This is a genomic window from Paeniroseomonas aquatica (genome assembly GCF_030409335.1).
Lineage (GTDB): Bacteria > Pseudomonadota > Alphaproteobacteria > Acetobacterales > Acetobacteraceae > Belnapia > Belnapia aquatica.
The window spans coordinates 15,101-39,128 of record NZ_JAUFPN010000170.1 but is presented as its reverse complement, the minus strand read 5'-3'; the positions used below and the strand labels follow the sequence as shown (position 1 = coordinate 39,128).

At 71.2% G+C, this 24,028-nt stretch carries 28 protein-coding genes; 18 read left to right on the top strand and 10 right to left on the bottom strand.

The annotated features are described in order from the left end of the window. The first annotated feature begins 2 nt into the window (after positions 1 to 2). The gene (locus tag QWZ14_RS18115) at positions 3 to 1,352 is read left to right on the top strand and encodes an amidase (RefSeq protein ID WP_290318200.1); all 1,350 of its coding nucleotides are present in this window, start codon (positions 3 to 5) and stop codon (positions 1,350 to 1,352) included. A gap of 12 nt (positions 1,353 to 1,364) precedes the next feature. After that, positions 1,365 to 1,988, top strand: coding sequence for an HD domain-containing protein (locus QWZ14_RS18110; protein WP_290318198.1), 624 nt, complete (start codon positions 1,365 to 1,367; stop codon positions 1,986 to 1,988). Here QWZ14_RS18110 and QWZ14_RS18105 read toward each other — a convergent pair. Continuing rightward, positions 1,969 to 3,036 (bottom strand): LLM class flavin-dependent oxidoreductase, encoded by a 1,068-nt coding sequence (locus tag QWZ14_RS18105; protein WP_290318197.1) that lies wholly within the window; start codon positions 3,034 to 3,036, stop codon positions 1,969 to 1,971. The genes QWZ14_RS18110 and QWZ14_RS18105 overlap by 20 nt on opposite strands. Here QWZ14_RS18105 and QWZ14_RS18100 point away from each other — a divergent pair. Further along, complete coding sequence (locus tag QWZ14_RS18100) at positions 3,035 to 4,054, top strand: AEC family transporter (RefSeq protein ID WP_290318196.1); 1,020 nt, start codon at positions 3,035 to 3,037, stop codon at positions 4,052 to 4,054. The two genes, QWZ14_RS18105 and QWZ14_RS18100, sit on opposite strands and share 2 nt — an antisense overlap. Here QWZ14_RS18100 and QWZ14_RS18095 read toward each other — a convergent pair. The 5 genes from QWZ14_RS18095 to QWZ14_RS18075 all read right to left on the bottom strand — a co-directional run bounded on the left by QWZ14_RS18095 (position 4,051) and on the right by QWZ14_RS18075 (position 8,737). Next, positions 4,051 to 4,977: an alpha/beta hydrolase gene (locus tag QWZ14_RS18095; protein WP_290318195.1), complete on the bottom strand. Its 927-nt coding sequence runs from the start codon at positions 4,975 to 4,977 to the stop codon at positions 4,051 to 4,053. The two genes, QWZ14_RS18100 and QWZ14_RS18095, sit on opposite strands and share 4 nt — an antisense overlap. A 3-nt stretch (positions 4,978 to 4,980) precedes the next feature. Continuing rightward, positions 4,981 to 6,222: an amidohydrolase/deacetylase family metallohydrolase gene (locus QWZ14_RS18090; RefSeq protein ID WP_290318194.1), complete on the bottom strand. Its 1,242-nt coding sequence runs from the start codon at positions 6,220 to 6,222 to the stop codon at positions 4,981 to 4,983. Positions 6,223 to 6,235: 13 nt separating this feature from the next. Beyond that, a complete protein-coding gene (locus QWZ14_RS18085) occupies positions 6,236 to 7,291 on the bottom strand; it encodes an alpha/beta hydrolase (protein ID WP_290318193.1) in 1,056 nt (351 codons plus the stop codon). Positions 7,292 to 7,318: 27 nt separating this feature from the next. Continuing rightward, positions 7,319 to 8,392, bottom strand: a complete 1,074-nt coding sequence (locus QWZ14_RS18080) for an amino acid ABC transporter substrate-binding protein (RefSeq protein ID WP_290318192.1) — start codon at positions 8,390 to 8,392, stop codon at positions 7,319 to 7,321. A 129-nt stretch (positions 8,393 to 8,521) separates the two neighbouring features. Beyond that, positions 8,522 to 8,737, bottom strand: coding sequence for a hypothetical protein (locus QWZ14_RS18075; protein WP_290318191.1), 216 nt, complete (start codon positions 8,735 to 8,737; stop codon positions 8,522 to 8,524). Between the two features lie 131 nt (positions 8,738 to 8,868). On the opposite strand from QWZ14_RS18075, the gene QWZ14_RS18070 reads away from it, so the two are divergent. After that, positions 8,869 to 9,336, top strand: a complete 468-nt coding sequence (locus QWZ14_RS18070; protein ID WP_290318189.1) for a hypothetical protein — start codon at positions 8,869 to 8,871, stop codon at positions 9,334 to 9,336. On the opposite strand, the gene pdxY is transcribed toward QWZ14_RS18070, so the two are convergent. Next, on the bottom strand, positions 9,333 to 10,175 hold the full coding sequence (pdxY, locus tag QWZ14_RS18065) for a pyridoxal kinase PdxY (protein ID WP_290318188.1): 843 nt from the start codon (positions 10,173 to 10,175) through the stop codon (positions 9,333 to 9,335). The genes QWZ14_RS18070 and pdxY overlap by 4 nt on opposite strands. A 132-nt stretch (positions 10,176 to 10,307) precedes the next feature. Here pdxY and QWZ14_RS18060 point away from each other — a divergent pair, with 132 nt between their 5' ends. From QWZ14_RS18060 to QWZ14_RS18025, 8 genes are all read left to right on the top strand, one after another. Further along, a complete protein-coding gene (locus tag QWZ14_RS18060) occupies positions 10,308 to 11,627 on the top strand; it encodes an ABC transporter substrate-binding protein (protein WP_290318187.1) in 1,320 nt (439 codons plus the stop codon). Between the two features lie 10 nt (positions 11,628 to 11,637). Beyond that, positions 11,638 to 12,573: a branched-chain amino acid ABC transporter permease gene (locus tag QWZ14_RS18055; RefSeq protein ID WP_290318186.1), complete on the top strand. Its 936-nt coding sequence runs from the start codon at positions 11,638 to 11,640 to the stop codon at positions 12,571 to 12,573. After that, a complete protein-coding gene (locus tag QWZ14_RS18050) occupies positions 12,570 to 13,502 on the top strand; it encodes a branched-chain amino acid ABC transporter permease (protein WP_290318185.1) in 933 nt (310 codons plus the stop codon). The genes QWZ14_RS18055 and QWZ14_RS18050 overlap by 4 nt, the downstream gene beginning before the upstream one ends. Next, the gene (locus tag QWZ14_RS18045) at positions 13,499 to 14,254 is read left to right on the top strand and encodes an ABC transporter ATP-binding protein (RefSeq protein WP_290318184.1); all 756 of its coding nucleotides are present in this window, start codon (positions 13,499 to 13,501) and stop codon (positions 14,252 to 14,254) included. Before QWZ14_RS18050 ends, QWZ14_RS18045 begins: the two co-directional genes overlap by 4 nt. Further along, complete coding sequence (locus QWZ14_RS18040; RefSeq protein ID WP_290318183.1) at positions 14,247 to 14,903, top strand: ABC transporter ATP-binding protein; 657 nt, start codon at positions 14,247 to 14,249, stop codon at positions 14,901 to 14,903. The genes QWZ14_RS18045 and QWZ14_RS18040 overlap by 8 nt, the downstream gene beginning before the upstream one ends. A 21-nt stretch (positions 14,904 to 14,924) precedes the next feature. Further along, positions 14,925 to 15,281 carry a hypothetical protein gene (locus QWZ14_RS18035; RefSeq protein WP_290318182.1) on the top strand — a complete coding sequence of 119 codons (357 nt, stop codon included), beginning with the start codon at positions 14,925 to 14,927 and terminating at the stop codon, positions 15,279 to 15,281. An 85-nt stretch (positions 15,282 to 15,366) separates the two neighbouring features. Continuing rightward, positions 15,367 to 15,594 carry a 50S ribosomal protein L31 gene (rpmE, locus tag QWZ14_RS18030; protein WP_290318181.1) on the top strand — a complete coding sequence of 76 codons (228 nt, stop codon included), beginning with the start codon at positions 15,367 to 15,369 and terminating at the stop codon, positions 15,592 to 15,594. Positions 15,595 to 15,793: 199 nt separating this feature from the next. Beyond that, the gene (locus tag QWZ14_RS18025) at positions 15,794 to 16,282 is read left to right on the top strand and encodes an Hsp20 family protein (protein ID WP_290318180.1); all 489 of its coding nucleotides are present in this window, start codon (positions 15,794 to 15,796) and stop codon (positions 16,280 to 16,282) included. A 68-nt stretch (positions 16,283 to 16,350) separates the two neighbouring features. On the opposite strand, the gene QWZ14_RS18020 is transcribed toward QWZ14_RS18025, so the two are convergent. Next, complete coding sequence (locus tag QWZ14_RS18020; protein ID WP_290318179.1) at positions 16,351 to 16,536, bottom strand: DUF1192 domain-containing protein; 186 nt, start codon at positions 16,534 to 16,536, stop codon at positions 16,351 to 16,353. A gap of 132 nt (positions 16,537 to 16,668) precedes the next feature. On the opposite strand from QWZ14_RS18020, the gene QWZ14_RS18015 reads away from it, so the two are divergent. Then, a complete protein-coding gene (locus QWZ14_RS18015) occupies positions 16,669 to 17,235 on the top strand; it encodes a DUF1013 domain-containing protein (RefSeq protein WP_290318178.1) in 567 nt (188 codons plus the stop codon). A 50-nt stretch (positions 17,236 to 17,285) separates the two neighbouring features. Here the strand turns inward: QWZ14_RS18015 and QWZ14_RS18010 are convergent, their stop codons facing one another. Continuing rightward, positions 17,286 to 17,456, bottom strand: a complete 171-nt coding sequence (locus QWZ14_RS18010; RefSeq protein WP_290318177.1) for a YdcH family protein — start codon at positions 17,454 to 17,456, stop codon at positions 17,286 to 17,288. Positions 17,457 to 17,610: 154 nt separating this feature from the next. Here QWZ14_RS18010 and QWZ14_RS18005 point away from each other — a divergent pair, with 154 nt between their 5' ends. The 5 genes from QWZ14_RS18005 (at position 17,611) to QWZ14_RS17985 (ending at position 22,125) form a co-directional block, all read left to right on the top strand. Next, positions 17,611 to 17,811, top strand: coding sequence for a YdcH family protein (locus tag QWZ14_RS18005; protein WP_290318176.1), 201 nt, complete (start codon positions 17,611 to 17,613; stop codon positions 17,809 to 17,811). 51 nt (positions 17,812 to 17,862) lie between these two features. Continuing rightward, on the top strand, positions 17,863 to 18,324 hold the full coding sequence (purE, locus tag QWZ14_RS18000) for a 5-(carboxyamino)imidazole ribonucleotide mutase (RefSeq protein ID WP_290318175.1): 462 nt from the start codon (positions 17,863 to 17,865) through the stop codon (positions 18,322 to 18,324). Continuing rightward, complete coding sequence (locus QWZ14_RS17995) at positions 18,317 to 19,441, top strand: 5-(carboxyamino)imidazole ribonucleotide synthase (RefSeq protein WP_290318173.1); 1,125 nt, start codon at positions 18,317 to 18,319, stop codon at positions 19,439 to 19,441. Before purE ends, QWZ14_RS17995 begins: the two co-directional genes overlap by 8 nt. A 174-nt stretch (positions 19,442 to 19,615) precedes the next feature. Beyond that, a complete protein-coding gene (locus QWZ14_RS17990; RefSeq protein WP_290318172.1) occupies positions 19,616 to 20,662 on the top strand; it encodes an OmpA family protein in 1,047 nt (348 codons plus the stop codon). 296 nt (positions 20,663 to 20,958) lie between these two features. After that, the gene (locus QWZ14_RS17985) at positions 20,959 to 22,125 is read left to right on the top strand and encodes an OmpA family protein (protein WP_290318170.1); all 1,167 of its coding nucleotides are present in this window, start codon (positions 20,959 to 20,961) and stop codon (positions 22,123 to 22,125) included. A gap of 541 nt (positions 22,126 to 22,666) precedes the next feature. Here QWZ14_RS17985 and QWZ14_RS17980 read toward each other — a convergent pair. Further along, positions 22,667 to 23,983, bottom strand: a complete 1,317-nt coding sequence (locus QWZ14_RS17980; protein ID WP_290318169.1) for a GGDEF domain-containing protein — start codon at positions 23,981 to 23,983, stop codon at positions 22,667 to 22,669. Positions 23,984 to 24,028: the final 45 nt, after the last annotated feature.

Below are 24,028 nucleotides of genomic sequence, written 5' to 3'. Positions count from 1 at the left end.
GCATGCAGCACATCGCCGACGCCGCCGCCGCCCTGGCCAGCGGCCGCATCTCCGCCGAAGCCTTGGTCGATGCCGCGCTCGACCGCATCGCCGACCCTGCGGGTGAGGGCGGGTCGACCTTCACGGCCGTGCATGCCAAGGCGGCCCGGGCCGAGGCGCGGGCCATGGATGCCCTGCGGCACGCCGGCCGGGCGCCAAGCCCCTGGGCCGGCATTCCCCTCACGATCAAGGACCTGTTCGACGAGCACGGCCATCCGACTCCGGCCGGCTCCGTCGTCCTGAAGGATGCGCCGGCCGCGACGCAGGATGCGCCGGCGGTGGCACGGCTGCGGCGGCAAGGCTTCGTCGTCCTCGGCCGGACCAACATGGTCGAATTCGCCTTCTCCGGCCTGGGCGTGAACCCGCATTACGGCACGCCCCGCAGCCCCTGGGACCGCGCGACCGGCCGCCTGCCTGGCGGCTCCTCCTCCGGCGCGGCCGTCGCCGCCGCCGATCACATGGGCTTCGGCGGGCTCGGCACCGATACCGGCGGGTCCTGCCGGGTGCCGGCGGCACTCTGCGGCGTGGTCGGCTACAAGCCGACGGCGAAGCGGGTGCCGATCACCGGGGTCCTGCCACTGGCCCCATCGCTCGATTCCGTCGGCCCCCTGGCCCGCAGCGTCGCCTGCTGCGCCCTGCTGGATGCGGTGATCGCCGGCGAGGAACGGCCGAACCCGGTCGCGCACCGGCCGGTGGCCGGGCTCCGCCTCGGCCTGCCGCGCCGGACCTTCCTGACCGACGACATGGATACCACCGTCAGCAATGCCTTCCAGCGCGCCCTGTCCCGCCTCTCGGCGGCCGGCGCCCGGATCGAGCTCTTCGACATCCCCGAGTTGGCCGAGCTGCCGGCCGTGAACGCAACCGGGGGCTTCGCCGCCAGCGAGGCCTGGGCCTGGCACCGCGGCCTGATCGGCGCCAGGGCCAGCGGCTACGACCCGCGGATCCTGGCCCGCATCCGCCGGGGCGAGCGGATGAGCGCGGCGGATTACCTCGACTTGGTCGCCGCCCGTGCCCGGCTCTGCGCCGCGGTGGCGAAGCGGACCGAAGCCTTCGATGCCGTGGTCACCCCCACCTGCCCGATCGTCCCGCCGGCCATCGCCGAGGTGGAGGCCGAGGGCGAGTACAACCGGATCAACATGCTGTTGCTGCGGAATACCGCGGTGGGCAATTTCCTCGACCGCTGCAGCATCAGCCTGCCGATCCACCGGCCGGGCGAGGCGCCGGTCGGGCTGATGCTGACCGGCGAGCACATGGCGGATGCGGCGCTGTTCCGCACCGCGGCCGCGGTCGAGGCGGCGCTGGCGGAAGGCTGAGCGGGTGCGCGCATGACGGCACCGATCCGCCGATCCGCCGAAGGCTGGGATGCCGTGCTCGCGGCCCTGCCGGATGCCATGCGCGCGGAGGTTCGCGCCGCCTATGCCGGGCCGGCCCGGCATTATCACGACGGCGCGCATGTCGGCGGCATCTGGGCCACCTGGCGGGCGCTCGGCGGCGATGCCGGGGACCGGGCGATCCTCTGGGCCGCGGCCTACCACGACCTGGTCTATGAGATCCCGGCGGCCAAGGGCTGGAACGAGGCGGAATCGGCCCGGCGGCTGGCCCGGACCGGTGCCGCGCTGGCGCTGGACCCGGTGGCGCTGGCCGAGGCCATCGGCATGATCGAGGCGACCGCCGACCATCTGGCGGCCGCGGCGGCGCGGGACCGGCTGTTCTGCGACCTGGACCTCTCCGGCCTGGCCTGCGACCCCGCCGGCTTCAGCGAGAATACCGGCCGGGTCCGGCGCGAATACGCCCAGGTGCCGGAGGCCGAGTTCCGCGCCGGGCGCCGCGTCTTCCTGGCCGGGCTGCTGGCGGAACCGGCGATCTTCCGGTCCGGCCAGGTGCCGGCCTGGTGGGAGGCGGCGGCGCGGGAGAACATCCGCCGCGAGGCTAGCGGAATGCCCGCATGATCCGGCCCCAGTCCTCGATCGCCGCCTCCTGCCCCGGGACGATCTGCACCGTGAATTCGGTATAGCCGGCGTCGCGCAGGTCGCCGACCCGCCGTTTCAGCTCGGCCTCGGTCGCGGTAAAGCTGCTGATGCGGATCATCTCGGCGGTGACGAAGGGCTTCTCCTCCGGCTTGACGAACATCAGATGGCCGCGGTGGTTGTTCAGGTAGGGTGCGTCCTTCGGCTCGAAGCTCCGGGCCAGCGCAACGTAGCCTTCGACCGCCGCCCGGCACTGCTCCGGCACCGGGGAGATGTTGGGCAGGCCGGACAACGCCTCATCCGCGGCCCGATGCAGCAGCACGGCGGCACGCGGCCCGGCCTGGGCCATGGCACGGGGGCTGTCGCAGGGCTCGCCCTCCTCCAGCACGCAGCCGAGGACGAAGGCGGTTGCCTCCAGCGCGCGGGCCTGGCCTGCCGCGGTCCAGGCCTGCTGCATCTCGCCGAGCATGGCGACGGCGGCGGGAACATCGGAAAAGAAGTTGATCCAGCCGGCCCCCAGCCGCGCCGTCAGCGCCCGGGCGCGCGGGCCGGCGGCGGCCAGGTGCAGGCGCATCGGGGTGCGGGTATCGATCAGCCCGAGGTCGGGGTTCAGCAGGCGGATCTTGTGCCGGGCGCCCTCGATCTCGGTCTCCACCGTCTCCTCGGCCAGCAGGCCAAGCATGACGCGGATGTATTCCTCGAAATCCTTCAGCTTCATGGCGCCGAGGCCCATGGCCCGCCTACCCGTAAAGCCGGTGCCGATCCCGATATCCACCCGCCCCGGCGCCAGCTTGTTCAGCGTGGCGAAGGCATTGGCCGTCACCGCGGCGATGCGGTTCGAGGGGATGAGCACCCCGGTGCCGAGCCGGATGCGGCTGGTCTTCACCGCCGCAGCGCCCATCGCGACGAAGCAGTCGGCGCTCAGCATCTGCGTGTCGTAGAACCAGGCGGTGCGGAAGCCGAGCTCCTCGGCCCTTGCCGTCAGCTTCCAGGCAGTGGCGTCGGTCGCCATGGCGATGCCGAATTCCATGCTCGTTCTCCCTTTGCAGGGCCCAGCCAAGCGCGTCGGGCGGGACGGGGCAAGGCAGGGCGGCTATGCTCGCCGGGTGATCGCCTTCCTCGCCATCTGCCTGCCGATCTTCGCCGTCATCGGCGTGGGCTTCGCGGCGGCCCGATTCCGCCTGATCCAGCCGGCGATGATCGATGCGGTCGGCGCCTTTTCCTTCCTGTTTGCCCTGCCGGCACTGCTGCTGCGGCTGATGGCGGCGCAGCCGCTGGGCCGCAGCTTCGAGGCGGGCTTCTTCTTCGGCTACCTCGGCGCCTGCCTCACCGTCTTCGGCGCGGTCATGCTGGCCGCCCTGCCCTTCCGCCGGCGCGGCCCGGCGGCGGCGATCGGCGCGGCGGCGGCCATGGGCAATGTCGGCTACCTCGGCCCGCCGCTGCTGCTGCCGCTGCTGGGCGAGCGCGGCGCCGGGCCGATCGCCATGTCCATCATGTCGGAGGTCGCGGTGGTCCTCGCCCTCGGCTCGGTGCTGATGGCCCCGGCGGTGCCGGGCGCGGGGCTGCGCAACGGGTTGCGGGCGCTGCGGTCCGTTGCCTTGAACCCGGTGCTGCTCTCCATCGCCGGCGGGGCGCTGCTGGGGGCGGCGGGGGTGCCGCTGCCGGGGCCGATCGAGCGCTTCCTCGGCTTCCTCGGCGCGGCGGCGGGGCCGACGGCGCTGTTCGCCCTCGGCGGCACGCTGGCCCGGCTGAAGATCGACCAGCGGCTGCTGGCGGCGGCGGGCGGGGCGGTGGCGGCGAAGCTGGCCGCCTATCCACTGCTCGTCTGGGTCGTGCTGGGCACGGTGCTGCGGCTGGAGCCCTTCTGGGTGCAGTCGGGCGTGCTGCTGGCGGCCATGCCGACGGCGACCAATGCCTTCGTCATGGCCCAGCGCAACCAGGCGGCGGAGGACGAGGTCTCCGCCGTGGTGCTGTTCTCGACGCTGATCGCCGCGGTCGCCTTCCCGGCGACGGCCTGGCTGATGGCGCCGCCCGTGGCGGTGCCTTAGCCGGTCACGCTCCGCACCCAGGCGCAGGCCTCGGCCATGGCCGCCGTCGCGCCCTCGACGCGGCCCGTCCAGAAGAGGAAGCCGTGGTTCATGCCCGGCCAGCGCGTCATGCGCACCGGCACGCCGGCGGCCGAAAGCCGCCCGGCGTAAAGCTCCGCCTCGTCGCGCAGCGGATCGTATTCGGCGGACTGGACCAGCGCCGGCGGCAGCCCGGCGAGATCCGGCGTCCGCAGCGGCGCCACATGCGGATGCGCCGAAAGGGAGGCATCCGGCAGGTAATGTCCCCAGAACCATTCCATGGTGGCCCGGGTCAGCCCATAGCCTTCCGCATTCTCGGCGTAGGAGGGCGTGCCTGGCGAATGCCAGTCGGTGACCGGATAGAGCAGCGCCTGCCCCACCGGCCGCGGCCCGCCCTCGTCCCGCAGCCGCAGCGCCGTCACCGCGGCGAGGTTGCCGCCGGCGCTGTCCCCGGCCAGCATCAGCCGCGCCGCATCGGCGCCGAGCCCGGCCGCCTGCGCCACCGCCCAATGGGTCGCCGCCAGGCAATCCTCCGGCGCCGCCGGGAAGGGATGCTCCGGCGCCAGGCGGTAATCCACCGAGACCACGAGGCAGCCGGAGCCGGCGCAGAGGTTGCGGCAGATGCCGTCATGGGTATCGAGGCTGCAGAGCACGAAGCCGCTGCCGTGGAAGAAGACCATCAGCGGGAAGGGCCCCTCCCCCGGCGGGGTATAGATCCGCAGCCGCAGCGGACCGCCCGGCCCCTGCATCATCCGCTCCGTCACCGCGGCAACGGGCGCGGCGGGCGGCATGGCGGCGATCCGCGCCTCGTACTGGGCGCGGGCGGCGGCCACCGGCAGGGTCTCGGTCCGCGGTGCCCCGGCGCCGAGCGCCAGCAGGGCGGCGAGCTGCGGGTCGAGCGCCATGCCTCAGGGCCAGGCGAAGGGCGAGGGGAAGGGCCGGCCGAAGGGGCGCCCGGCCTTCACCGTCTGCACCGGCTTCAGCCATTGCTCGCCGCGCCGCCGGTTGTTGCGGGTGTCGACGAATTCGACCGGCTCCCGCACCAGCTCGAGGATGGCGACGTCGCCCGGCGCGCCCGCCTGCAGGGTGCCGAGCTTCTCCACCCGGTCGATGATCCGCGCCGGCGCCACCGTCGCCATCGCCACCACCTGCTCCAGCGTATAGCCGTTGTTCAGGAACTTGCTCATCACCCAGGGCAGGAAGGGCAGGCCGGGGGTATTGCCGGAGACGGCATGGATGTCGCTGCTGATGGTATCGGGGCCGAAGCCCTGGTCGCGAGCCGGCTCGAAGACGGTGTAGTCGAAGCTGCCGCCACCATGGCCGACGTCGATGACGACGCCGCGCCGCTTGGCCTCCAGCGCCGCCGGCACGACCCGGCCGTTCTGCACGGTGTTGTTGCCGGCGCCCGAATAGGCATGGGTCAGGATATCGCCGGGGCGCAGCAGGTCCAGCACCTCGGCGATGGCGCCGGGCGCATTGCCGATGTGGCACATGACGCGGGCCCAAGGCCCGGCCAGCGCCGCCGCCTGCACCGCCCGCCGCAGCGGCTCGAGGCCGTTGCTGCCCACCACCTCCGTGGTCATGCGCACCTTGATGCCGAGGCAGACGTCGCGGTTCTCCGCCGCGGTCTTCGCCGCCAGCTCGACCATGGCATGGTCGATGTTCAGCATCTCGCCGACGGGGAAGCCGGCGAGGCCGAAATTGGCGATATGGACGAAGCCCAGCAGCCGGGTGCGGGACCGTGCCAGCACCGCGTGGCGGAACAGCGAGAAGGTGCTGCTGCCGGCATCGCCGGCGCTCACATAGGTCGTGGTGGCGGTCCAGGGCACCAGCTCATCGGCCGGCAGGCCGATAGCCGAAACCTCCGGATAGACATGCGCATGCAGGTCGACCAGCCCCGGCAACACCAGCTTGCCGGTCGCATCGATCACCTGCAGCGCGGCCTCCGCCGGAATCTCCGGCTCCACGGCCACGACCAGGCCGTTGCGGATGGCCACGTCGCGGCGGCCGCGCAGGTTCTGCGAGGGATCGACCACCTCGCCGCCGCGAATCAGCAGGTCGTGCCGCAGGGCCTGGGCGCCGAGGGGCGTGCCGCCGAGCGCCAGGCCGGCGGCACCGCCCAGCAGGGCGCGGCGCGGGAATTCCATCATGCTTCCCTCCCCTTCACTTGCCGAGGTGCCGGTCGAAGAAGCCGGCGATCTCGCCGAAGGCCTCGCGGCTCTCGGGCGCGCTGTCGTCGCGGTAGTAATGCGCGTGCGACTGGCCCTCGAAGACCTGCAGCGAAGCCTCGACGCCGGCCTGGCGCAGCGCCCGGTGCATGCGCACGGTATTGCTCAGCAGCAGGTCGCGGGTGCCGGTGGTGAGGATGGTCGGCGGGAAGCCGCACAGGTCGCCATAGATGGGCGAGAGCAGCGGGTCGCGCAGGTCGTGGCCATTGGCATAGAAGCGCGTCGCCGCATCGCAGAAGCCATCCACCGCGACCAGCACGTTGTCGACCAGCCCATTGGTCTGGAAGCTGTCGCCGACGCCGGTCACGTCCGACATGGGCGTGCCCGGGGCGATGGCCGCCGGCAGCGGCAGCCCCTCCGCCTTGGCCCGCAGCACCATCTCGAGCGTCAGGGCGCCGCCGGCGGAGCTGCCGAAGATCGCCATGTTGCGCGCATCGGTGGTCTGCAGCGCCGCCTTCCACACCGCCATGGCATCGTCGAGCGCGGCCGGGAAATAGGCCTCGGGCGGCATGCGATAGTCGACCGATATGACGCGGTAGCCGCCGAAGCCGGCCATGAAGATGGCCTCCGGCAGGCCGGCCTCGCCGGGGTTCAGCACGTAGCAGCCGCCATGGACATGGATCAGCAGGCGGTTCCGGTTCTCCAGCCGGATCTCGCGCGGGGTGACGCGGAAGACCTTCACGCCGCCCATCTCGGCAGCCTCGACATCCACCTTCAGCCGCTCCCGCAAACCGGGCAGGCCGGCCCGGGTCGCCGCGGCGCCGGCCTCGGCCAGGGCGCGCCAGCCTTCCGGCGTGGTCGGCGGGGTGTTCCAGCCCTGGCGCAGCGGCGCGGCGATCAGCCGCTGCACCTGCGGGCTGGGCGCGCTCGGCACCGGCAGGCTACGGGCCGGGACATCCCGCGGACCGGGGCCGGCAGGCTGGGCCATGGCGGCGGGGGCGGCGAAGGCGATCAGGCTGGCGATCGCGCAACCCAACGGCAGCTTGGACATCGGCGTTCCTCTCGATTTACCGGCAGCTTACCGGATCGGCGGCGCGTACATCAGCCCGCCGCGGCTCCAGAGGTCGTTCAGCCCCCGCGGCAGCTTGATCGGGCTGCCCATGCCGAGGTTGCGCTCAAAGATTTCGCCGTAATTCCCCGCCGCCTTGATCGCCCAATAGGCCCAGCGCCGGTCGAGGCCCATCAGCGGCCCATGGTCGCCGGAAAGCCCCAGCAGCCGGCGGATCTCCGGGTTCTGGCTGCCCAGGAAGCTGTCCACATTGGCCTGGGTGATGCCCAGCTCCTCCGCCGTCAGCAGGGCGAAGAAGGTCCAGCGGATGATGTCGAACCACTGGTCGTCGCCGTGCCGAACCACCGGCGCATGCGGCTCCTTGCTGATGATCTCCGGCAGGATCACGTGCTCGGCCGGATTGGGGAAGGAGGCGCGCAGCCCCGCGAGCTGGCTGGCATCGGTCGAATATGCATCGCACCGTCCGGCCAGGTAGCTGCGCCGGGCCTCGTCGTTCTGCTCGAAGACCACCGGGTTGTAGCGGATGTTGTTGGTCCGCGCCCAATCCGAGAGGTTCAGCTCGTTGGTGCTGCCGGCGACCACGCAGATGGAGGCGCCGACCAGCTCGCTGGCGGATTTCAGCCCGAGCGACGCGCGCAGCAGGAAGCCCTGACCGTCGAAGAAACTCACCGCGGTGAAGTTCAGCCCATTGGCCGTGTCACGCCCCTGGGTCCAGGTGACGGTGCGGATCAGCACGTCGATCTGGCCGGATTGCAGCGCGGTCAGCCGCGCCGTGGTGGTCAGCGGCACCCAGCGGATCTTGGTCGGATCGCCCAGCGTTGCCCCGGCGACGGCCCGGCAGAGATCGTTGTCGATGCCCCGGTACTCGCCCCGGCTGTCCGGCAGGGAGAAGCCGGCGGCACCGGTGGAGGTGCCGCAGATCAACAGGTCCCGCCCCTTCACCGCCGCCAGGGTCGGGCCGGGGGCCTGAGCCTGGCCCTGCGCCTGGCCCTGGGCAGGCCCAGGTGCCTGGGCCCTGGCCGCCGGGGCGATGACCATGGCGAGACCGGCGGCGAGGGCCGCGGCAAGAATGGGGGACGACATGACAGGGGGCTCCCGGGCTATGCCGCATGATGACCATGCGGCGGCGCTTCGCTCAACCGGCGGCGGCGCGGCCGGGAGTTGCGCCAGGGGACATGCGCCGGGAGGTGGATCGCCCGTCCAGGGCGATGGCTACGCCACCGTCTCCGGGCGAAGGGCGGGCACCAAGGGCGGCGGCAACAGGTCGCTCAGCACCACGACATGGGCCGAGATCGCATCCGACAGCGGCAGGGAGCTTCCCGTCACCAGCCACCGGCCCCATTCCGTCTGCCACTGCGCGACCTCGACCTCCTGGCCATCGATACTGATCCAGTAGAAGCCGGCGTCGCGGTCGTCCGGGTTGGTCATGGCTCACCTCCGACAGCAACAACGCGACAAGGGCAATGAGTTGCGCATCCGTCACGCAATCCGTTGCACAGGTTGCAGGGCCCGGCGGCGTCAGGCTGGCCGCCGGCGGGCCCTGCGGCTAGGCTCGGGGCATGGTCGGCTGGACGCGACGCAAGCTGCTGCTCGGGGCGGCCCTGCCCTTCGCCTTCCCGGAGGGTGACCGGCTGCGCCTGTCCAACCGGGCGCTCGGCTGGACGGTGCTGCGCGACCGGGAGGCCAGGCCGGAGGCGGCAGAGACCGGCATGGTGCTGGCCCGGGTGCAGCGGCCGGTGGCCCCGGCCGACCGGCCCGGGCACCTCGCCGCCAGCCTGCGGCATTTCCGCCCCTTCCGCTTCGGCTCGCTGCCGGCCGAGGCGGTGGTGCAGCTGGCCGGCCTGCCCGGCCGGGCGATCGAGGCCCCGGCCATGGGCATCGGCAGCCGTGTCCCGGTGATGGTCCACGCCGTCTGCCTCTTCGCGCCCCGGCGCAGCTACCTGATCATCGGCTCCGCGCCCGGCGTGGAGTGGGAAGCGCTCCGCCCGGAGCTGTTGCGGGTGATCGAGGGCTTCCGCCCGGGCTAGGCCGGCTCGGCCGCGAAGCGCGTGGTCGGGCTGACGAATTCATCCTGCGCCGCCACGGTCAGCAACTCGCGCGAGCCCGCCGCCATGGTCCGCCGCAGCAGGCCATGGATCGAGGAGGCCGCCGCCGCCATGGCGCGCGGGGCGTCGCCGCCCAGCCGATGGAACAGAAAGAGCGCGGCGATCGCATCGCCGGCGCCGTTGAAGGATTGCGGCAGGCGCGGCGTGCGCAGCCGCCAGAAGCGGCCGCCCTCCCCGGCCAGCAGGTCCATCGCATCGGGGGGCGTCTCGGCGGTCCGCAGGCTGGTCACCAGCACGCAGCGCGGCCCGCGGGCCTGCAGGGCGGTGACCGCCGCCTTGGCCTCGGCCAGGGTGCCGATGGGGGCACCGGCCAGCCATTCCAGCTCGAACTGGTTGGGTGTCGCCAGATCGGCCAGCGGCAGGGCCTCGTCGCGCATGAGCTCGGCGATGCCGGGGCGGACATAGACTCGGCCGTTGTCGCCGATGACCGGGTCGCAGCAATAGAGGGCCCGGGGATTGGCCGCCTTGACCCGCGCCACCGCCTCCAGCACCGCCGCGCCGGTCTCGGCGTCGCCGATATACCCCGACAGCACCGCATCGCAGCCGGGCAGCACGCCGCGCTCCTCGATGCCCAGCACGCAGTCGCGGATCAGCGCCGCCGGGAAGACCTGGCCGCGGAAGCCGCCATAGCCCAGGTGGTTGGAGAACTGGACGGTATTGACCGCCCAGACCTCGGCGCCGAGGCGCTGCAGGGGAAAGACGGCGCTGGCATTGCCGACATGGCCATAGGCCACCCAGGACTGGATCGAGAGGATGTTCACCGGCCGAGCCTAGGCCATCCCCGCGGCCACGGAAATGCGCCCCGGCCCTCACCCCCTTCCATCCGCCGCGCCGTCCCGGCAGGATGCGGTCGAATCCCGGGACGACACCGGGCTCCCAGGAGAGGACCGCCCATGACCGAAGCCGTCACCCGCCGCACCGCCATGCTCGGCGCCGCCGCCACCTCCGGCGCGCTGCTCTTTGCCGGCGGCAATGCCCGCGCCCAGGCGAAGCCGACCGAGCTGCGGGTCGGCATCACCACCTTCCTCTCCGGCCCGGCCAGCGTCTTCGGCGTGCCGGCCAAGCAGGCGGCGGAGCTGCTGTTCGAGGAGATCAACAAGGCCGGCGGCATCGGCGGCATTCCGGTCCGCGCCTTCTTCGTCGATGAGGCGCCGGGCACCGACCACCTCGTCGGCGAGTACCGCCGCCTCGTGCAGAACGAGGGCTGCCAGATCATCCTGGCCTCCATCTCCTCCGGATCCTGCCTCGCCTGCACGCCGCTGTCGGATGAGATGAAGAAGACCACCCTGCTGTGGGATTGCGGCACCCAGCGCATCTTCGAGGAAGGCCCGCACCCCTATGCCTTCCGCACCCAGGGCTACGGCACGCCGGAGGTCCTCGCCCCGCTGCTCTATCTGCTGAAGCACAAGCCGGACTTCCGGACGCTGGCCGTCATCAACCAGGACTACGCCTGGGGCCGCGACAGCTGGGAGCTGTGGAAGGCCGGCATGGATGCGATGAAGCCCGGCGTGCGCGTGGTGGCGGAGATGTTTCCCCGCTTCGGCGCGACCGACTACAGCACCGAGGTCACCCGGCTGCTGGCGGCGCGGCCGGACGTCATCCTCTCGACCTCCTGGGGCGGCGACCTCACCACCCTCATCCGGCAATCGACCGAGCGGCGGCTGTTCGAGCGGTCGCTCTTCGTCATGCCGATCGCCGAGGCCTCGCTGCCGACGCTCGGGCGCACCATGCCGGCCGGCCACATCATCGGCGCCCGCGGCGACCACTGGAACAACCACCCCTCGCCCAAGGACCCGGCCCGGCTGAAGCGGCTGGTCGACAGCTACCGCGCCAAATACAACGAATATCCGATCTACCCCGTGCACCACATGGCGCAGGCGATCTCGGCCATGCAGGCGGCCTATGCCAAAGCGATTGCCGCCAAGGGCGCCGGCGGCTGGCCGAACGACCTCGAATTGTCGAACGCCTTCCGCGGCCTGACCTTCGACACGCCGACCTCCACCATCACCCTGCGGGAGGATGGCCAGGGCCTGGAGGACCAGATCGTCGGCCTGTCCAGCTTCAACGACAAATTCCCCTTCTCGGTGCCGAAGGACATGATCCTCTTCCCGGCCGCCATGGTCAGCACCCCGGTCGGGCAGAAGAGCACCGACTGGCTGAAGACGCTGAAGCCCGACTTCGTCTCCCAGGTCCCCGCGCCGATGGCCGGCTGAGCCGCCCGGCATGATGGAATGGTTCAGCGACAACGGCCTGCTGCTCGGCCTCGCCCTGCTCGACGGGCTGTCCTATGCGGCGCTGGTCTTCATGGTGGCCGTCGGGCTGAACCTGGTGTTCGGCGTGCTGCGCATCGTCAACGTGGCGCATGGCAGCCTGTTCGCGATCGGGGCCTATACCGCGGCCTCGATCGGCATCTTCTTCGCCTCGCTCGGCCTGCCGGCCTGGGCGGGCTACATCGCACTGGTGCTCTCGGCGCTGCTGGTCGGCGCGGTGCTCGGCCCGCTGATCGAGCGGCTGCTGCTGCGGCGGATCTACGGGCATGAGGACGTGCTGCAGCTGCTGGTCACTTTCGCCCTGTTCATGATCTTGGAGGATGTGCAGAAGCTGATCTGGGGCGTGCAGCCCATCATGCAGGACGCGCCGATGAAGTTCCTCGGCACGGTGGACATCCCCTTCGGCGAGGATGTCATTCCCTTCACCGCCTATCAGCTCTTTGTCCTGCCGGGCGTGGCGGTGGCGACGCTCGCGGCGCTGGCCTGGTTCCTGCGGCGGACCCTGACGGGGCGCGTCATCGTCGCCGTCACCACCGACAAGGAAGCGGCGACGGCCATGGGGATCGACGCCGCCAAGATCATGCTGCTGACCTTCAGCTTCGGCGCCGGCCTCGCCGCGCTGGGCGGGGCGCTGGCCTCCCCCACCACCTCGCTGGTGCCGGGCGTCGGTGCCAGCACCATCGTGCTGTCCTTCGCCGTGGTGGCGACCGCGGGCCTCGGGCAGATCGAGGGGGCGGCACTGACCTCGCTCATGATCGGGCTCGGCCGCAGCATCGCCGTCTATTTCGCCCCGGAATTCGAGGTGGTGGTGCCCTATATCATCATGGTCGCGGTGCTGCTGGTCCGGCCGCAGGGTCTGTTCGGCGTGCTGGAGACCCGCCGGGTATGAAGCGCGAGACACTGCTGGCGATCGTCGGTGCCCTCGCCCTGATACTCTGCGCCTGGGCAATCCCTTGGCTCAAATTCGTCCTCACCGTCGCGCTGGCCAAGGGCATCGCGGTGCTCGGGATCCTGCTGCTGCTCCGCGCCGGGCAGGTCAGCTTCGGCCATGCCATGTTCCTCGCGGTCGGCGCCTATACCGTCGCCTTCGTGGCGCCGAGCGTGCCGGAGGTGCTGCTGCTGCTGCCGCTGGCGGCGCTGCTGGCCACCGCCCTCGGGCTGGTCATTGGCCTGTTCCTGGTGCGCTACCGCGACATCTTCTTCGGCATGCTGAACCTGGCGCTCAGCATGGTCATCTATTCCCTGCTGGAGAAGATGTACGCCATCACCCATGGCACCGACGGCATCCGCATCGCCGCCCTGACCTTCGCCGGCGTCAGCCTCGAGCGGGAGGTGCAGGAATGGGTGATGTTCGGCATCGCCCTGACGCTGGCCATCGGCTTCGGCCTGCTGGTCCGGGCCTATCTCGGCTCGCCGATGGGCCGGGCGCTGGCAGGGATCAAGACGCGGGAGACGCGGCTGGAATTCATGGGCGTCTCGGCCCGGCTGGTGCTGCTGTTTGCCTATGTGCTCTCGGCGCTGATGGGCGGGGTCGGCGGTGCGCTGGTCTCGATGACGACGCGGCACGTCACGCCGCAGCTCGCCTACTGGACCTCCTCCGGTGAGCTGGTCTTCATCGCCATCCTCGGCGGCGCCGGCAGCGCGCTCGGTCCCTTCCTCGGCGCCACGGCCTTCGAGCTGGTACGGGTCTATGCCGCGGCGGCGGTCGCCGATGCCTGGCAGATGATCCTCGGCGGGGTGCTGCTGCTGGTGATCCTGTTCGCCCCGGGCGGGGTCTGGGGCATCCTCTCGAGCAAGCTGAAGGGGCGCGGCGCATGAGCACCCCCCTGCTCTCGGCCAAGGGCCTGCGGCTGGCCTTCGGCGGCGTGAAGGCGGCCGATGGCATCGATCTCGATGTCATGGCGGGGGAGTTCCTCGCCATCATCGGGCCCAACGGCGCCGGCAAGACCACCTTCATCAACATGTCCACCGGTTATCTCAGGCCGCAGGCCGGCCGCATCGAGTTCGACGGCCAGCCGATCCTCGGCCTGCAGCCCCGCGCCATCGTCCGGCGCGGCATCGGCCGCAGCTTCCAGCTGCCACAGCTGTTCACCGAGCATACCGTGCTGGAGAATGCGGCGCTGGCCGTCGCCTCCCGCCTCGGCCTCTGGTCGCCGCTCGCCCCCCTGCTCCGCCCGGCCTGGCGGGAGGAGGCGATGGACCTGCTGGAGCGCTTCGGCCTGCAAGGCGTGGCCGGGAGCCGCGCCGACGCGCTGAACGAGGGCGCCCGCAAGCTGGCCGACATCGCCATGGCCGTGGCGCTGCAGCCCCGCCTGCTGCTGATGGACGAGCCCACCAGCGGCGTCGCCGCGGCGGAGAAGATGCAGATCGTCGAGACCCTGGTCCGGGTGCTGCGCCAGTCCGGCGTCACCGCGGTGTTTGTCGAGCATGACATGGACGTGGTCGCCCGCTTCGCCGACCGGGTCGCGGTCTGGAGCCAGGGGCGGATCGCAGCCCTTGGCCCGCCGGCCCAGGTGCTGGCGGACCCCGTGGTGCAGCGGGACGTGATCGGGATTTCCGCCCATGCTTGAGCTCAAGGGTGTCTCCGTCGACATCGCCGGCATCCGGGTGCTGCGCGACGTCTCCCTCCGTGTGCCCCCCGGCGGGCGGGTGGCGCTGATCGGCCGCAACGGCGCCGGCAAGACCACCGCGCTGCGGACCCTGATGGGCCTGCTGCCGACCCGCGCCGGCTCCGTCGCCATCGACGGCACGGATGCCACCACCGTGCCGGCGCATCACCGCGCCCGCCTCGGGATCGGCTATGCGCCCGAGGAACGGCGGCTGTTCGGCAGCTTCTCGGTGCGGGAGAACATGGTGCTGCCGGCCCAGGTGCTGAAGCTGGCGGCGGCCGAGACCGCCCGGCGGTTGGACGCCGTCTTCACCCTGCTGCCGGAGCTGCGCGACCTCGCGCCGCGCCGCGCCGCCGGCCTCTCGGGCGGCCAGGGCAAGATGGTGGCGCTCGGCCGGGCGCTGATGGTCGGCACCAGGGCGGTGCTGCTGGACGAGCCCTTCCAGGGCCTCGCCCCGGTCCTCGCCCAGCGCTACGCGGAGGCGCTGAAGCGGCTGCACGAGGCGCTGCCGGATGTCGCCATCCTCATCACCGAGAGCAACCCGGAGCTGCTGCGCCCCCTGGTCGAGGCGACCTTCGTCATCGAGCGCGGGGAAATGGCGCCGGGCTGAAGGGCTCCCCATATGGCCGGGATGACCCCCTGTGAAACCTGGCTGCGGCTGACGGCGCTCGGCGCCCTGCTCGCGGGCTGCGCCGGCCAGCCGCGGACGGCCCTGCCCGACCCGGCCATCCTCGCCGCGCATGAGGCCGAGCATGGCCCGCCCTGGGGGCCGGAGGAGCCGCCCTGGGTGGCGCCGCCGGTAACCTTCTACGATCCCTATCCCTGGTATGCGGGCGGGCCGGTGATCGGCCTCGGGGTGCGGCGCGGCGGCTGGTGGGGCGGCCACCGCGGCGGCTACCGAAGCGGCTTCATCGGCCGCGGCGGCTTCCATGGTGGCCGCGGCTTCGGCCATGGTGGAGGCCGGGGCGGCGGCCGGGGCCGGCGCTGAGGTTGCGCCACCCGCATCCTTCGCCTATACGCCCCGTTCCCCGCGGCCGGTCGGTATCGGCTGCGCCATATTCCGCGAGCGCGCCATGAAGCCCGACATCCATCCCGACTACCACGATATCACCGTGATCATGACCGACGGGACGACGTATGCCACGCGCTCCTGCTACGGCAAGCCGGGCGACACCATCCGGCTCGACATCGACCCGAAGTCGCACCCGGCCTGGACCGGCGTGCAGCGCGTCATGGACACCGGCGGGCAGGTGGCGAAGTTCAACAAGAAGTTCGCCGGCCTGGGCATCCGCAAGAAGTAGCCCGCCCGGCCGCCGCGATTTTTTCGACGCCGCCTCCCTTGATCGGGGGGCGGCGTTTTCTAATTTCACCTCCTGTCAGGGGCGCCCGCATGGGGTTCCTGGCGCGGTCCGCCGCTTCCGCCTGATGCCCGGATGGGGTCAGGCAAAGGGCAGGCCGCCGGCACAACTGGACCTTGCTCCCTTCAGGAGGTTCCGCCTTATGAATACCCTCGACTTCTCCCCGCTGTTCCGCACCGCCATCGGCTTCGACCGGCTGGCCCGCACGCTCGAGACCGCGCGCGCTTCCGCGGAACCCCAGGGCTACCCGCCCTACAACATCGAGAAAGCCGCCGAGGACAGCTACGTGCTGACCCTGGCTGTGGCCGGCTTCGGCCCGGATGACCTCGAGATCGTCGCCCAGGACAACGTCCTGCGGGTGGCCGGGCGGGCGCCGCAGACCGAGACCGGCGGCAGCTTCCTGCATCGTGGCATCGCCGGCCGCGCCTTCGAGCGTCGTTTCGCCCTGGCCGACCACATCGTGGTGGATGGCGCCAACCTCGAGCATGGGCTGCTGCAGCTCACGCTGAAGCGGGTGGTGCCGGAGGCGTTGAAGCCGCGCCGCATTCCGGTCCAGCCGGGCCGGGTGGTGGCTGCCCCCTCGCAGGTGGAAGCACCGCAGGTCGAAGCGCCCCAGGCGCAGGCAGCCTGAGGTCACGGCATCCAACGGGCCGGCGGAGCGATCCGCCGGCCTTTTTTGCATCGGGCCTCCGGTGGTTCTCAGGGCCGCCGGAAGAAGGCATCGGCGGCGCCGCGGTGGGCCTCCCGGGTCGCGATGGCCGCCTCCGCCCGGGATATTTCGGCCCGCAGGGCGGCGATATAGCCGTGCAATTCCGCCACGCCCCAGCTGTCGATGCTCGCCGGGACAAATCGTGGGGCGGGTTTCGGGGTCTCCTCCTCGATCATTCGGCTAATTCTCCCATCGCACGGGCTTTGACCCCGCCTAATGCCGCCTCTATATGCCACGCCAAGCCGCGGTGGGTGCGCAGGCCGTCCATAGCACCACGCAATTGGCATCGCTCAGATAGGTTGCATTCCATGACCCAGCCGTTGATGCCCAAGGCCACCGCCGTGTGGCTGATCGACAAGACGTCGCTTACCTTCGAACAGGTCGCCGATTTCGTCGGCATGCACCCGCTGGAAGTCCAGGCCATCGCCGATGGCGAGGTTGCCCAGGGGATCATCGGGTACGACCCGGTGCTGAACGGCCAGCTGACCCGGCAGGAAATCGCCCGCTGCGAGGCGGATCCGGCGCTGCGGCTGAATATCCAGATCTCCGCCCTGCCGGTCCCGAAGGCCCGCGGCAAGGGCGCCCGCTATACGCCGGTTTCCAAGCGGAACGACCGCCCGGATGCCATCGCCTGGCTCATTCGCCATCACCCGAGCCTGTCGGATATCGCGGTCGGCAAGCTGCTCGGCACCACCAAGGAGACCATCGCCAAGGTGCGCGACCGGACCCATTGGAACAGCGCCAACATCAAGCCGCGGGACCCGGTGATCCTGGGCCTCTGCAGCCAGTCCGACCTGAATGCCGCGCTCATCGCGGCCGGGGAGAAGCCCGGCAGCGCGCCGCTGCCGGACCTCAGCGAAGACTCCGCCGCCTGACCGCCGCCGGGCCGGATGACCAGGCGGGGCCCCAGGCGGGGACCGGCCGGTCAGCTCGGCCGGCGGAGCTTCTCGATCTCCTCGCGCAGTCGCAGTTTTTCCCGCTTCAGCCGCGCCAGTTCCAGGTCGTCCGGTTTCGGGCGGGCGTCCTGGGCGCCAATCTGTCGCTCCAGGACGGCATGCTTGTCTTCCAGGGACCGGAGCCTCGGCGAGGTCATCATGCGGGCAACTCCTTCCGTTGTTCAGCGCGGCAGCACCGGCCCGGCTTGGGCGCCAGGCTGTTGCGGCCGCGCCGGGACATGCTAATGGCGGAGGCACCCCCGATGCACCCATTCCTTTGTCGTCCAACCTTCACCAGGCCGAGCCCGCATCACGATGCTGGATGACCGAGACAGCCTGCTGCGCCGCCTGCACGAGATGCGGAGCGAGCATCGAGACCTCGACACGGTGATCGCCCGGCTGTCGACCAGCCTGGCGGACCAGTTGCAGGTCCAGCGCCTGAAGAAGCGCAAATTGAAGCTGAAGGACGAGATCTCCTGGCTGGAAGGCCGGCTTGTCCCCGACATCATCGCCTGAGGGGCACCGCGTGTGACTTCTGCAGATCCGGCACCCCTGGTGGGCGTCATCATGGGCAGCCGTTCGGACTGGGAGACCATGCGCCATGCGGTCGAGGTGCTGGGCCGGCTCGGCATCCCGCACGAGGCGCGGGTCGTCTCCGCCCACCGCACCCCGGAACGCCTGTTCGACTATGCCAGGGCCGCCCGGGGCCGCGGGCTGCAGGTGCTCATCGCCGGCGCCGGCGGGGCGGCGCACCTGCCGGGCATGGCTGCGGCCATGACACCGCTGCCGGTGCTCGGCGTGCCGGTCGAGAGCCATGCGCTGAAGGGCATGGACAGCCTGCTCTCCATCGCCCAGATGCCCGGCGGCATCCCGGTCGGGACCCTGGCCATCGGCAAGGCCGGTGCGATCAATGCCGGCCTGCTGGCCGCCGCCATCCTGGCGCTGGCGGATCCCGCGCTGGCGGCGCGGCTGGACGACTGGCGGGCGGCGCAGACCGCCGGGGTGCCGGACCTGCCCGCCGATGCCTGACGCCCCCCTGACCCACGGCGGCACGATCGGCATCCTCGGCGGCGGCCAGCTCGGCCGGATGTCCGCCATGGCGGCGGCCCGGCTCGGCTACCGCACCCATGTCTTCGCCCCGGACGCGGATTCGCCGGGGATGCAGGTGGCCGCAGCTGCCACCGTTGCCGCCTACGAGGATGCGGCGGCACTGGCCCGCTTCGCCGCGGCGGTCGATGTCGTCACCTTCGAATTCGAGAATGTCCCGGCCGAAACCCTGGCCGCCCTGGCTCCCCTGGCGCCCTGCCGGCCCGGGGTCGAGGTGCTGCGGGTATGCCAGGACCGGCTGGCGGAGAAGGCGTTCCTGGCCACCGCCGGCGTGCCCGTCGCCCCCTGGCGGGCCGTCGAGGACGAGGCCGGGCTGGCCCAGGCCATCGCCGCCATCGGCCTGCCTGCGGTGCTGAAGACCACCCGGCTGGGCTATGACGGCCGCGGCCAGGCGGTGCTGCGGACCGCCGCCGATGCCGCCGCCGCCTATGCCCGGCTGGCGCCGCGGCCGTTGATCCTGGAGGCCTTCGTACCCTTCGTGGCCGAGGTCTCGGCGATCGCCGCGCGCGGCGTGGACGGCACCGTCGCGGTCTATGACGCGGTGGAGAATCGGCACCGCAACCATATTCTCGACCTCAGCTTCGCCCCGGCGCGGCTGCCGCCGGCCGTGGCCGCCGCGGCCCAGCGCCATGCCGCCAGCGTGGCCGAAGCCCTTGAACTCGTTGGCGTGCTGGCGCTGGAGCTCTTCGTGCTGCCCGATGGCTCGCTGCTCGGCAACGAGATCGCGCCGCGGCCGCACAACTCCGGCCACTGGACCATGGATGCCTGCGCCGCGAGCCAGTTCGAGCAGCACATCCGCGCCGTCGCCGGGCTGCCGCTGGCGAGCGCCGCCCGGCATCACGATGCCGTCATGCGCAACCTGGTCGGTCCCGACGGCCGCGATCGTTGGCCGAGGCTATTGAAAACTCAGGGAATTGTTCCGCATTGGTATGGCAAGGCGGAGGCCCGCGAGGGCCGGAAACTGGGTCACGCAAACCGCCTGTTGCCGCTCGGCACCCTCGGCAAGCTCGATGACACCGCCGCCCTTGCCGGGCTGTGACGTATTTGCCATCCCCATCTGTGGTTTTCTCGCCACATCGATGCGGAAATGGCCCGGGCCGGGGTGCGGCTCACGTTGGGTGTGCTAAGTTCCCTGGACGCAGCGACGCCGCCGCAAAACTTCAGCGACGGGGTCCGGCGACCCAACAGTGTGTACGAATCGAGGAGAGAGTTGATGACCCTCAGGAAGGCCCTTCTGGCCGCGACGGTCCTGGCACTGCCGGTCGCCGCTCAGGCGCAGCCGGTCTCCGGCCTTTACGTCGGTGCCGGTGCCGGCGCGAACTACCACCTGCCGTCGGGCGGGGACGGCAGCAAGCTGAAGACCGATGACGTCGGCATCGTCGGCCTGGCCTCGATCGGCTGGGGCTTCGGCAACGGCCTGCGCGCCGAGGTCGAGGGCAGCTATCGCCACAACGATATCCGCTCCGCCGGCACCAGCGGCAACATCCGCGGCAGCAGCGGCTACTTCCGCAACTACGGCGCGATGGCGAACGTCCTGTTCGACATCCCCACCGGCAGCGCCTTCACCCCGTACATCGGCGTCGGCGCCGGCTACATCTGGACCGAAGTCGACAAGGCCAACCTGGCCGGTCCGGGTGCCGCCCGCTACCGCATCGACGACACCGACGGCAACTTCGCCTACCAGGGCATCGCCGGCGTGGCCTATGCGGTCGGCGGCGGTCTCTCGCTCACCGCGGAAGCCCGCTTCCTCGGCACCCTCGAGCCGAGCCTGAGCGTTTCCCGCACCAGCGCCGTCGGCCCGGCCGCCCGCAGCTTCAAGCCGGACAACTACAACGCCAGCGCCCTGCTCGGCCTGCGCTACGCCTTCAACACCCCGGCCGCGCCGATGGCCGAAGCCGCTCCGCCGCCGGCCCCGCCGCCGCCGGCCGTGGCCCGCACCTACCTGGTCTTCTTCGACTGGGACCGCGCCGACCTGACCGACCGCGCCCGCCAGATCATCGGCGAAGCGGCCGGCGGCGCCCGCCGCGTCTCCGCCACCAAGATCGAAGTGGCCGGCCACGCCGACCGCTCCGGCACCCCGCAGTACAACCAGCGCCTGTCCGAGCGTCGCGCTCAGGCCGTCGCCGCCGAGCTGGTTCGCCAGGGCGTCGCCCGCAACGAGATCAGCATCACCGCCTTCGGCGAGAGCCGTCCGCTGGTCCCGACCGCCGATGGCGTGCGCGAGCCGCAGAACCGCCGCGTCGAGATCGTCCTGCGCTAAGCAGTCCGACCTCCTCCGGGAGACTGGAAAAGGGCGCCGCAAGGCGCCCTTTTTTGTTGCCTGCGGCGTCCTTTAGCTGTCCCCAGGAACGCGGAAATCGGCCTCAAAGGCCACTTTGAGCGAGGTTTCGTGTCGATCCGTAACCGTAGGTGTGCTCCCAGGGCAACAGCGCCGAAACTCGCGTTTTCGCCAGTGAACCTAAGGCCAAATTTTTTCTTCTTCCCTGGGAACGCACACCGCGGCAGCCGGATGGCCGGCACACCGAAGAGTTTGCGTCCTTGCGTGGAGCAATGACGATGAGTTTGAAACGGGCCCTCATGGCCACCGCCCTGGTCTCGGCCACCATGCTGGCACCCGGCCTTGCGACGGCGCAGCCGGTCACCGGCCTGTACATCGGCGCCGGCGCTGGCGCCAACTGGATCAACAACCCCTCGAAGTTCGACCTGAGCGGCGATACCGTTCCGGGCAACTTCGGCTTGGCCCCGAACACCACCATCAACAACGCCGGCAAGGCGAACTTCAAGGCCGGCTACGGCGGCGTCGTCAGCATCGGCTGGGGCTTCGGCAACGGCTTCCGGGCTGAAATCGAAGGCAACTACCGCGAAAACGAAGTCGACAGCATCCGCGGCTTCGGCCTGGCCCCGGTCGGCCGGACCGGCGGCTTCCAGCGCACCTATGGCGCGATGGCGAACGTCTTCTATGACTTCGACTTCGCCAACTTCGGCCTCGGCCAGTCGATCTTCCAGCCCTATGTCGGCGTCGGCGCCGGCTATGCCTGGACCGATTGGAAGAACATCCGTGGCAATGGCGCCAACGGCGGCGTGCTGCAGGCCGATGACCGTGACGGCCAGTTCGCCTATCAGGGCATCGTCGGCGTCGCCACCCCGCTCACCTGGCTGGGCGTGACCGGCCTGACGCTGACGGCGGAATACCGCTTCCTCGGTACCCTGCAGCCCGAGCTCGACGCGAACATCCGCAGCCCGGTCAACAACCAGGTCATCCGCGGCGGCAAGATCGAGGCCGACAACTACAACCACTCGGTCATGTTGGGCCTTCGCTACGCCCTGTTCCAGCCGCCGGCCGCCCCGGCGCCGATGGCCGAAGCCCCGCCGCCGGCTCCCGCCCCGGCCCCGGCCCGCACCTACCTGGTCTTCTTCGACTGGGATCGTGCTGACCTGACCACCCGTGCGCGTGAGATCATCGGCGAGGCGGCCCAGAACAGCCGCCGCGTGCAGTCGACCCGCATCGAAGTGGCCGGCCACGCCGACCGTTCGGGCACCCCGCAGTACAACCAGCGCCTGTCGCAGCGCCGCGCGGATGCGGTTGCCGGCGAGCTGGTGGCCCGTGGCATCGGCCGCAACGAGATCAGCGTGACGGCCTTCGGCGAGAGCCGCCCGCTGGTCCCGACCGCCGATGGCGTGCGCGAGCCGCAGAACCGTCGCGTCGAGATCGTCCTGCGCTAAGCAGCCGGTCAGACCTGACACGGAAAGGGGCGCCGCAAGGCGCCCCTTTTTTTGTGCCGGTCCGGCGGATGCGACAGCATCCGCCTCTTGGTCCAGCCTACAATACGTTGAACAGGTACAACAGGATCAGGATCGGGATGGGGATGCCGAGGAGCCAGAGCAAAATGCCGCGCATAAGGACCTTCCGTTGCGTTCCAACGGGGCCGGAACGCTCCGCCCTCGTGAGCGCTCCCGGCCGCAGCATGGCTCCCGGTCTCGTGACCACGACCCTGGCCCTGCTCCTGGCTATCGCCGGCTGCGCCCAGGACCCCAGCGCCGAGTATCTCGGCGGTTTCGGCGATCCGTTGCGGGGTGCCGCGCTTCATGCTCCGCGCAACCTCGGCAATACCAGCCGCTGGGCCGGGCGCCCGGCGGAGGCCGCGGTGGCCGCGGAACAACTCGAATTCCTGACCGACGGGCTGCCCGCCAGCCCGCGCTACGCGACCGAGCTCAATCCGGCCGTCGTGCAGAGCCTGACCACCGCTCGGGCCGAGATGCGGGCCTATCTCGGCATCGCCCCGGCGGCCGATCCGCAGGTGGTGGTGACCGCGCTGCGCCGCGCCGCCCTGGCGCTGCGCGCCGGCAGCCGGGCCAATGCGGAGGCGGCGCTGTCCGGCCCGGCCTTCACCGCTGGGCCGGTCGTCACCCTCGAACGGCTCTCGGCCATGCCGCGGCTGCCGCGGACGGCGGAAGCGGCCGGGATGGTGGCCGCGGATTTCGACCGGCTCGATCGGCGACGCTGATCCTGTCGCCTGGGGCAGCCGACGGTCAGCGCTGGTCGTCCCACAGGATCTGGTTCCGGCCGGCCTGCTTCGCCCGATAGAGTGCGGCATCGGCCCGGGCCTGCAGCCGTGACCAGGCTTCGTCCGGACCACGCATCGCCCCCCCCGGCAGAGAGGGTAATCGTGCCGAGCTGGCGGCCGGTGTCCCGTATCGAGAAGGTCTGCGCCGCCACGGCCTGGCGCAGGACCTCGGCAGTGGCACCCGCCGCCGGGGCGCCTTGCCGGGGCAGCAGCACGACGAATTCCTCGCCGCCGAAGCGGCCGCAGAAGGCTCCGGGATCGAGGCGGTCCTGCAGCGTGGCCGCCACTCGGCGAAGCACAGCATCTCCCACGGGATGTCCCCAGCGGTCGTTGATCCGCTTGAACCGGTCGATGTCGAGCATGATCACCGCCAGCGGCTGGCCCCGGGCCTGGGTCTCCTCGGCAAGCCGCTGGGCGGCGGCCTCCACCGCGCGGCGGTTGGGCAGGCCGGTGAGCGCATCGGTGCGCGCCTCGCGCAGGGCGTCGTCGAGCTGGTTCCGCAGCGTGGCGATGACCTGGGCGGAGACCTCCAGCCGCATCCCCAACCGGGCGCTGTGTTCCACCATGGTCTGGGTATCGGCGATGATGCGGTCCAGGGCGCCCGTCAGGTCGGTGCCGGTTTGGCCGAGATCCTCGGAAAAGCGGCCGAGCACGCTGCCGTATCGGGCGGTCTGGCCACCCGAATCCTTCACCAGCTCCGTCACCTGCTCCGTCGCCAGCACCAGCCGTTCGGTCGTGCGGCTCAGGGCGCGGGCCTCGCGCTGGGTGTCGAAGAAGCGGGCGTGGATTTCCAGCAGCAGCGCCGGGGTGATGGCGCGGCCGTTGCTGAGGTAGGTGTCGATCACTCGGCGCACCATGGTGTTGTCACCGGCGTGGTAGCTGTACCAGACCGTGAAGAAGGCCGGGCATGGCGGCACGCCGTGCTGCCCCATCGAGGCAATGGCGGCCTGGGCATGGGCGGCGACCCGCTCCCGCTGCAGGGGGCTGCCGGGCGGAAGGGGTTCGGCAAGGGGCATGGGCTGCGGATCCCGTGGTCGGCGGGCCCGAGCCTACCGCCGGGA

Bases quoted from the DNA above. Each gene is read 5' to 3' on its own strand.
- QWZ14_RS18115 (WP_290318200.1), top strand. From the start codon at position 3: ATGCAGCACATCGCCGACGCCGCCGCCGCCCTGGCCAGCGGCCGCATC.
- QWZ14_RS18110 (WP_290318198.1), top strand. From the start codon at position 1,365: ATGACGGCACCGATCCGCCGATCCGCCGAAGGCTGGGATGCCGTGCTC.
- QWZ14_RS18100 (WP_290318196.1), top strand. From the start codon at position 3,035: ATGCTCGTTCTCCCTTTGCAGGGCCCAGCCAAGCGCGTCGGGCGGGAC.
- QWZ14_RS18105 (WP_290318197.1), bottom strand. From the start codon at position 3,036: ATGGAATTCGGCATCGCCATGGCGACCGACGCCACTGCCTGGAAGCTG.
- QWZ14_RS18095 (WP_290318195.1), bottom strand. From the start codon at position 4,977: ATGGCGCTCGACCCGCAGCTCGCCGCCCTGCTGGCGCTCGGCGCCGGG.
- QWZ14_RS18090 (WP_290318194.1), bottom strand. From the start codon at position 6,222: ATGATGGAATTCCCGCGCCGCGCCCTGCTGGGCGGTGCCGCCGGCCTG.
- QWZ14_RS18085 (WP_290318193.1), bottom strand. From the start codon at position 7,291: ATGTCCAAGCTGCCGTTGGGTTGCGCGATCGCCAGCCTGATCGCCTTC.
- QWZ14_RS18080 (WP_290318192.1), bottom strand. From the start codon at position 8,392: ATGTCGTCCCCCATTCTTGCCGCGGCCCTCGCCGCCGGTCTCGCCATG.
- QWZ14_RS18075 (WP_290318191.1), bottom strand. From the start codon at position 8,737: ATGACCAACCCGGACGACCGCGACGCCGGCTTCTACTGGATCAGTATC.
- QWZ14_RS18070 (WP_290318189.1), top strand. From the start codon at position 8,869: ATGGTCGGCTGGACGCGACGCAAGCTGCTGCTCGGGGCGGCCCTGCCC.
- QWZ14_RS18060 (WP_290318187.1), top strand. From the start codon at position 10,308: ATGACCGAAGCCGTCACCCGCCGCACCGCCATGCTCGGCGCCGCCGCC.
- QWZ14_RS18055 (WP_290318186.1), top strand. From the start codon at position 11,638: ATGATGGAATGGTTCAGCGACAACGGCCTGCTGCTCGGCCTCGCCCTG.
- QWZ14_RS18050 (WP_290318185.1), top strand. From the start codon at position 12,570: ATGAAGCGCGAGACACTGCTGGCGATCGTCGGTGCCCTCGCCCTGATA.
- QWZ14_RS18045 (WP_290318184.1), top strand. From the start codon at position 13,499: ATGAGCACCCCCCTGCTCTCGGCCAAGGGCCTGCGGCTGGCCTTCGGC.
- QWZ14_RS18040 (WP_290318183.1), top strand. From the start codon at position 14,247: ATGCTTGAGCTCAAGGGTGTCTCCGTCGACATCGCCGGCATCCGGGTG.
- QWZ14_RS18035 (WP_290318182.1), top strand. From the start codon at position 14,925: ATGACCCCCTGTGAAACCTGGCTGCGGCTGACGGCGCTCGGCGCCCTG.
- rpmE (WP_290318181.1), top strand. From the start codon at position 15,367: ATGAAGCCCGACATCCATCCCGACTACCACGATATCACCGTGATCATG.
- QWZ14_RS18025 (WP_290318180.1), top strand. From the start codon at position 15,794: ATGAATACCCTCGACTTCTCCCCGCTGTTCCGCACCGCCATCGGCTTC.
- QWZ14_RS18020 (WP_290318179.1), bottom strand. From the start codon at position 16,536: ATGATCGAGGAGGAGACCCCGAAACCCGCCCCACGATTTGTCCCGGCG.
- QWZ14_RS18015 (WP_290318178.1), top strand. From the start codon at position 16,669: ATGACCCAGCCGTTGATGCCCAAGGCCACCGCCGTGTGGCTGATCGAC.
- QWZ14_RS18010 (WP_290318177.1), bottom strand. From the start codon at position 17,456: ATGATGACCTCGCCGAGGCTCCGGTCCCTGGAAGACAAGCATGCCGTC.
- QWZ14_RS18005 (WP_290318176.1), top strand. From the start codon at position 17,611: ATGCTGGATGACCGAGACAGCCTGCTGCGCCGCCTGCACGAGATGCGG.
- purE (WP_290318175.1), top strand. From the start codon at position 17,863: ATGGGCAGCCGTTCGGACTGGGAGACCATGCGCCATGCGGTCGAGGTG.
- QWZ14_RS17995 (WP_290318173.1), top strand. From the start codon at position 18,317: ATGCCTGACGCCCCCCTGACCCACGGCGGCACGATCGGCATCCTCGGC.
- QWZ14_RS17990 (WP_290318172.1), top strand. From the start codon at position 19,616: ATGACCCTCAGGAAGGCCCTTCTGGCCGCGACGGTCCTGGCACTGCCG.
- QWZ14_RS17985 (WP_290318170.1), top strand. From the start codon at position 20,959: ATGAGTTTGAAACGGGCCCTCATGGCCACCGCCCTGGTCTCGGCCACC.
- QWZ14_RS17980 (WP_290318169.1), bottom strand. From the start codon at position 23,983: ATGCCCCTTGCCGAACCCCTTCCGCCCGGCAGCCCCCTGCAGCGGGAG.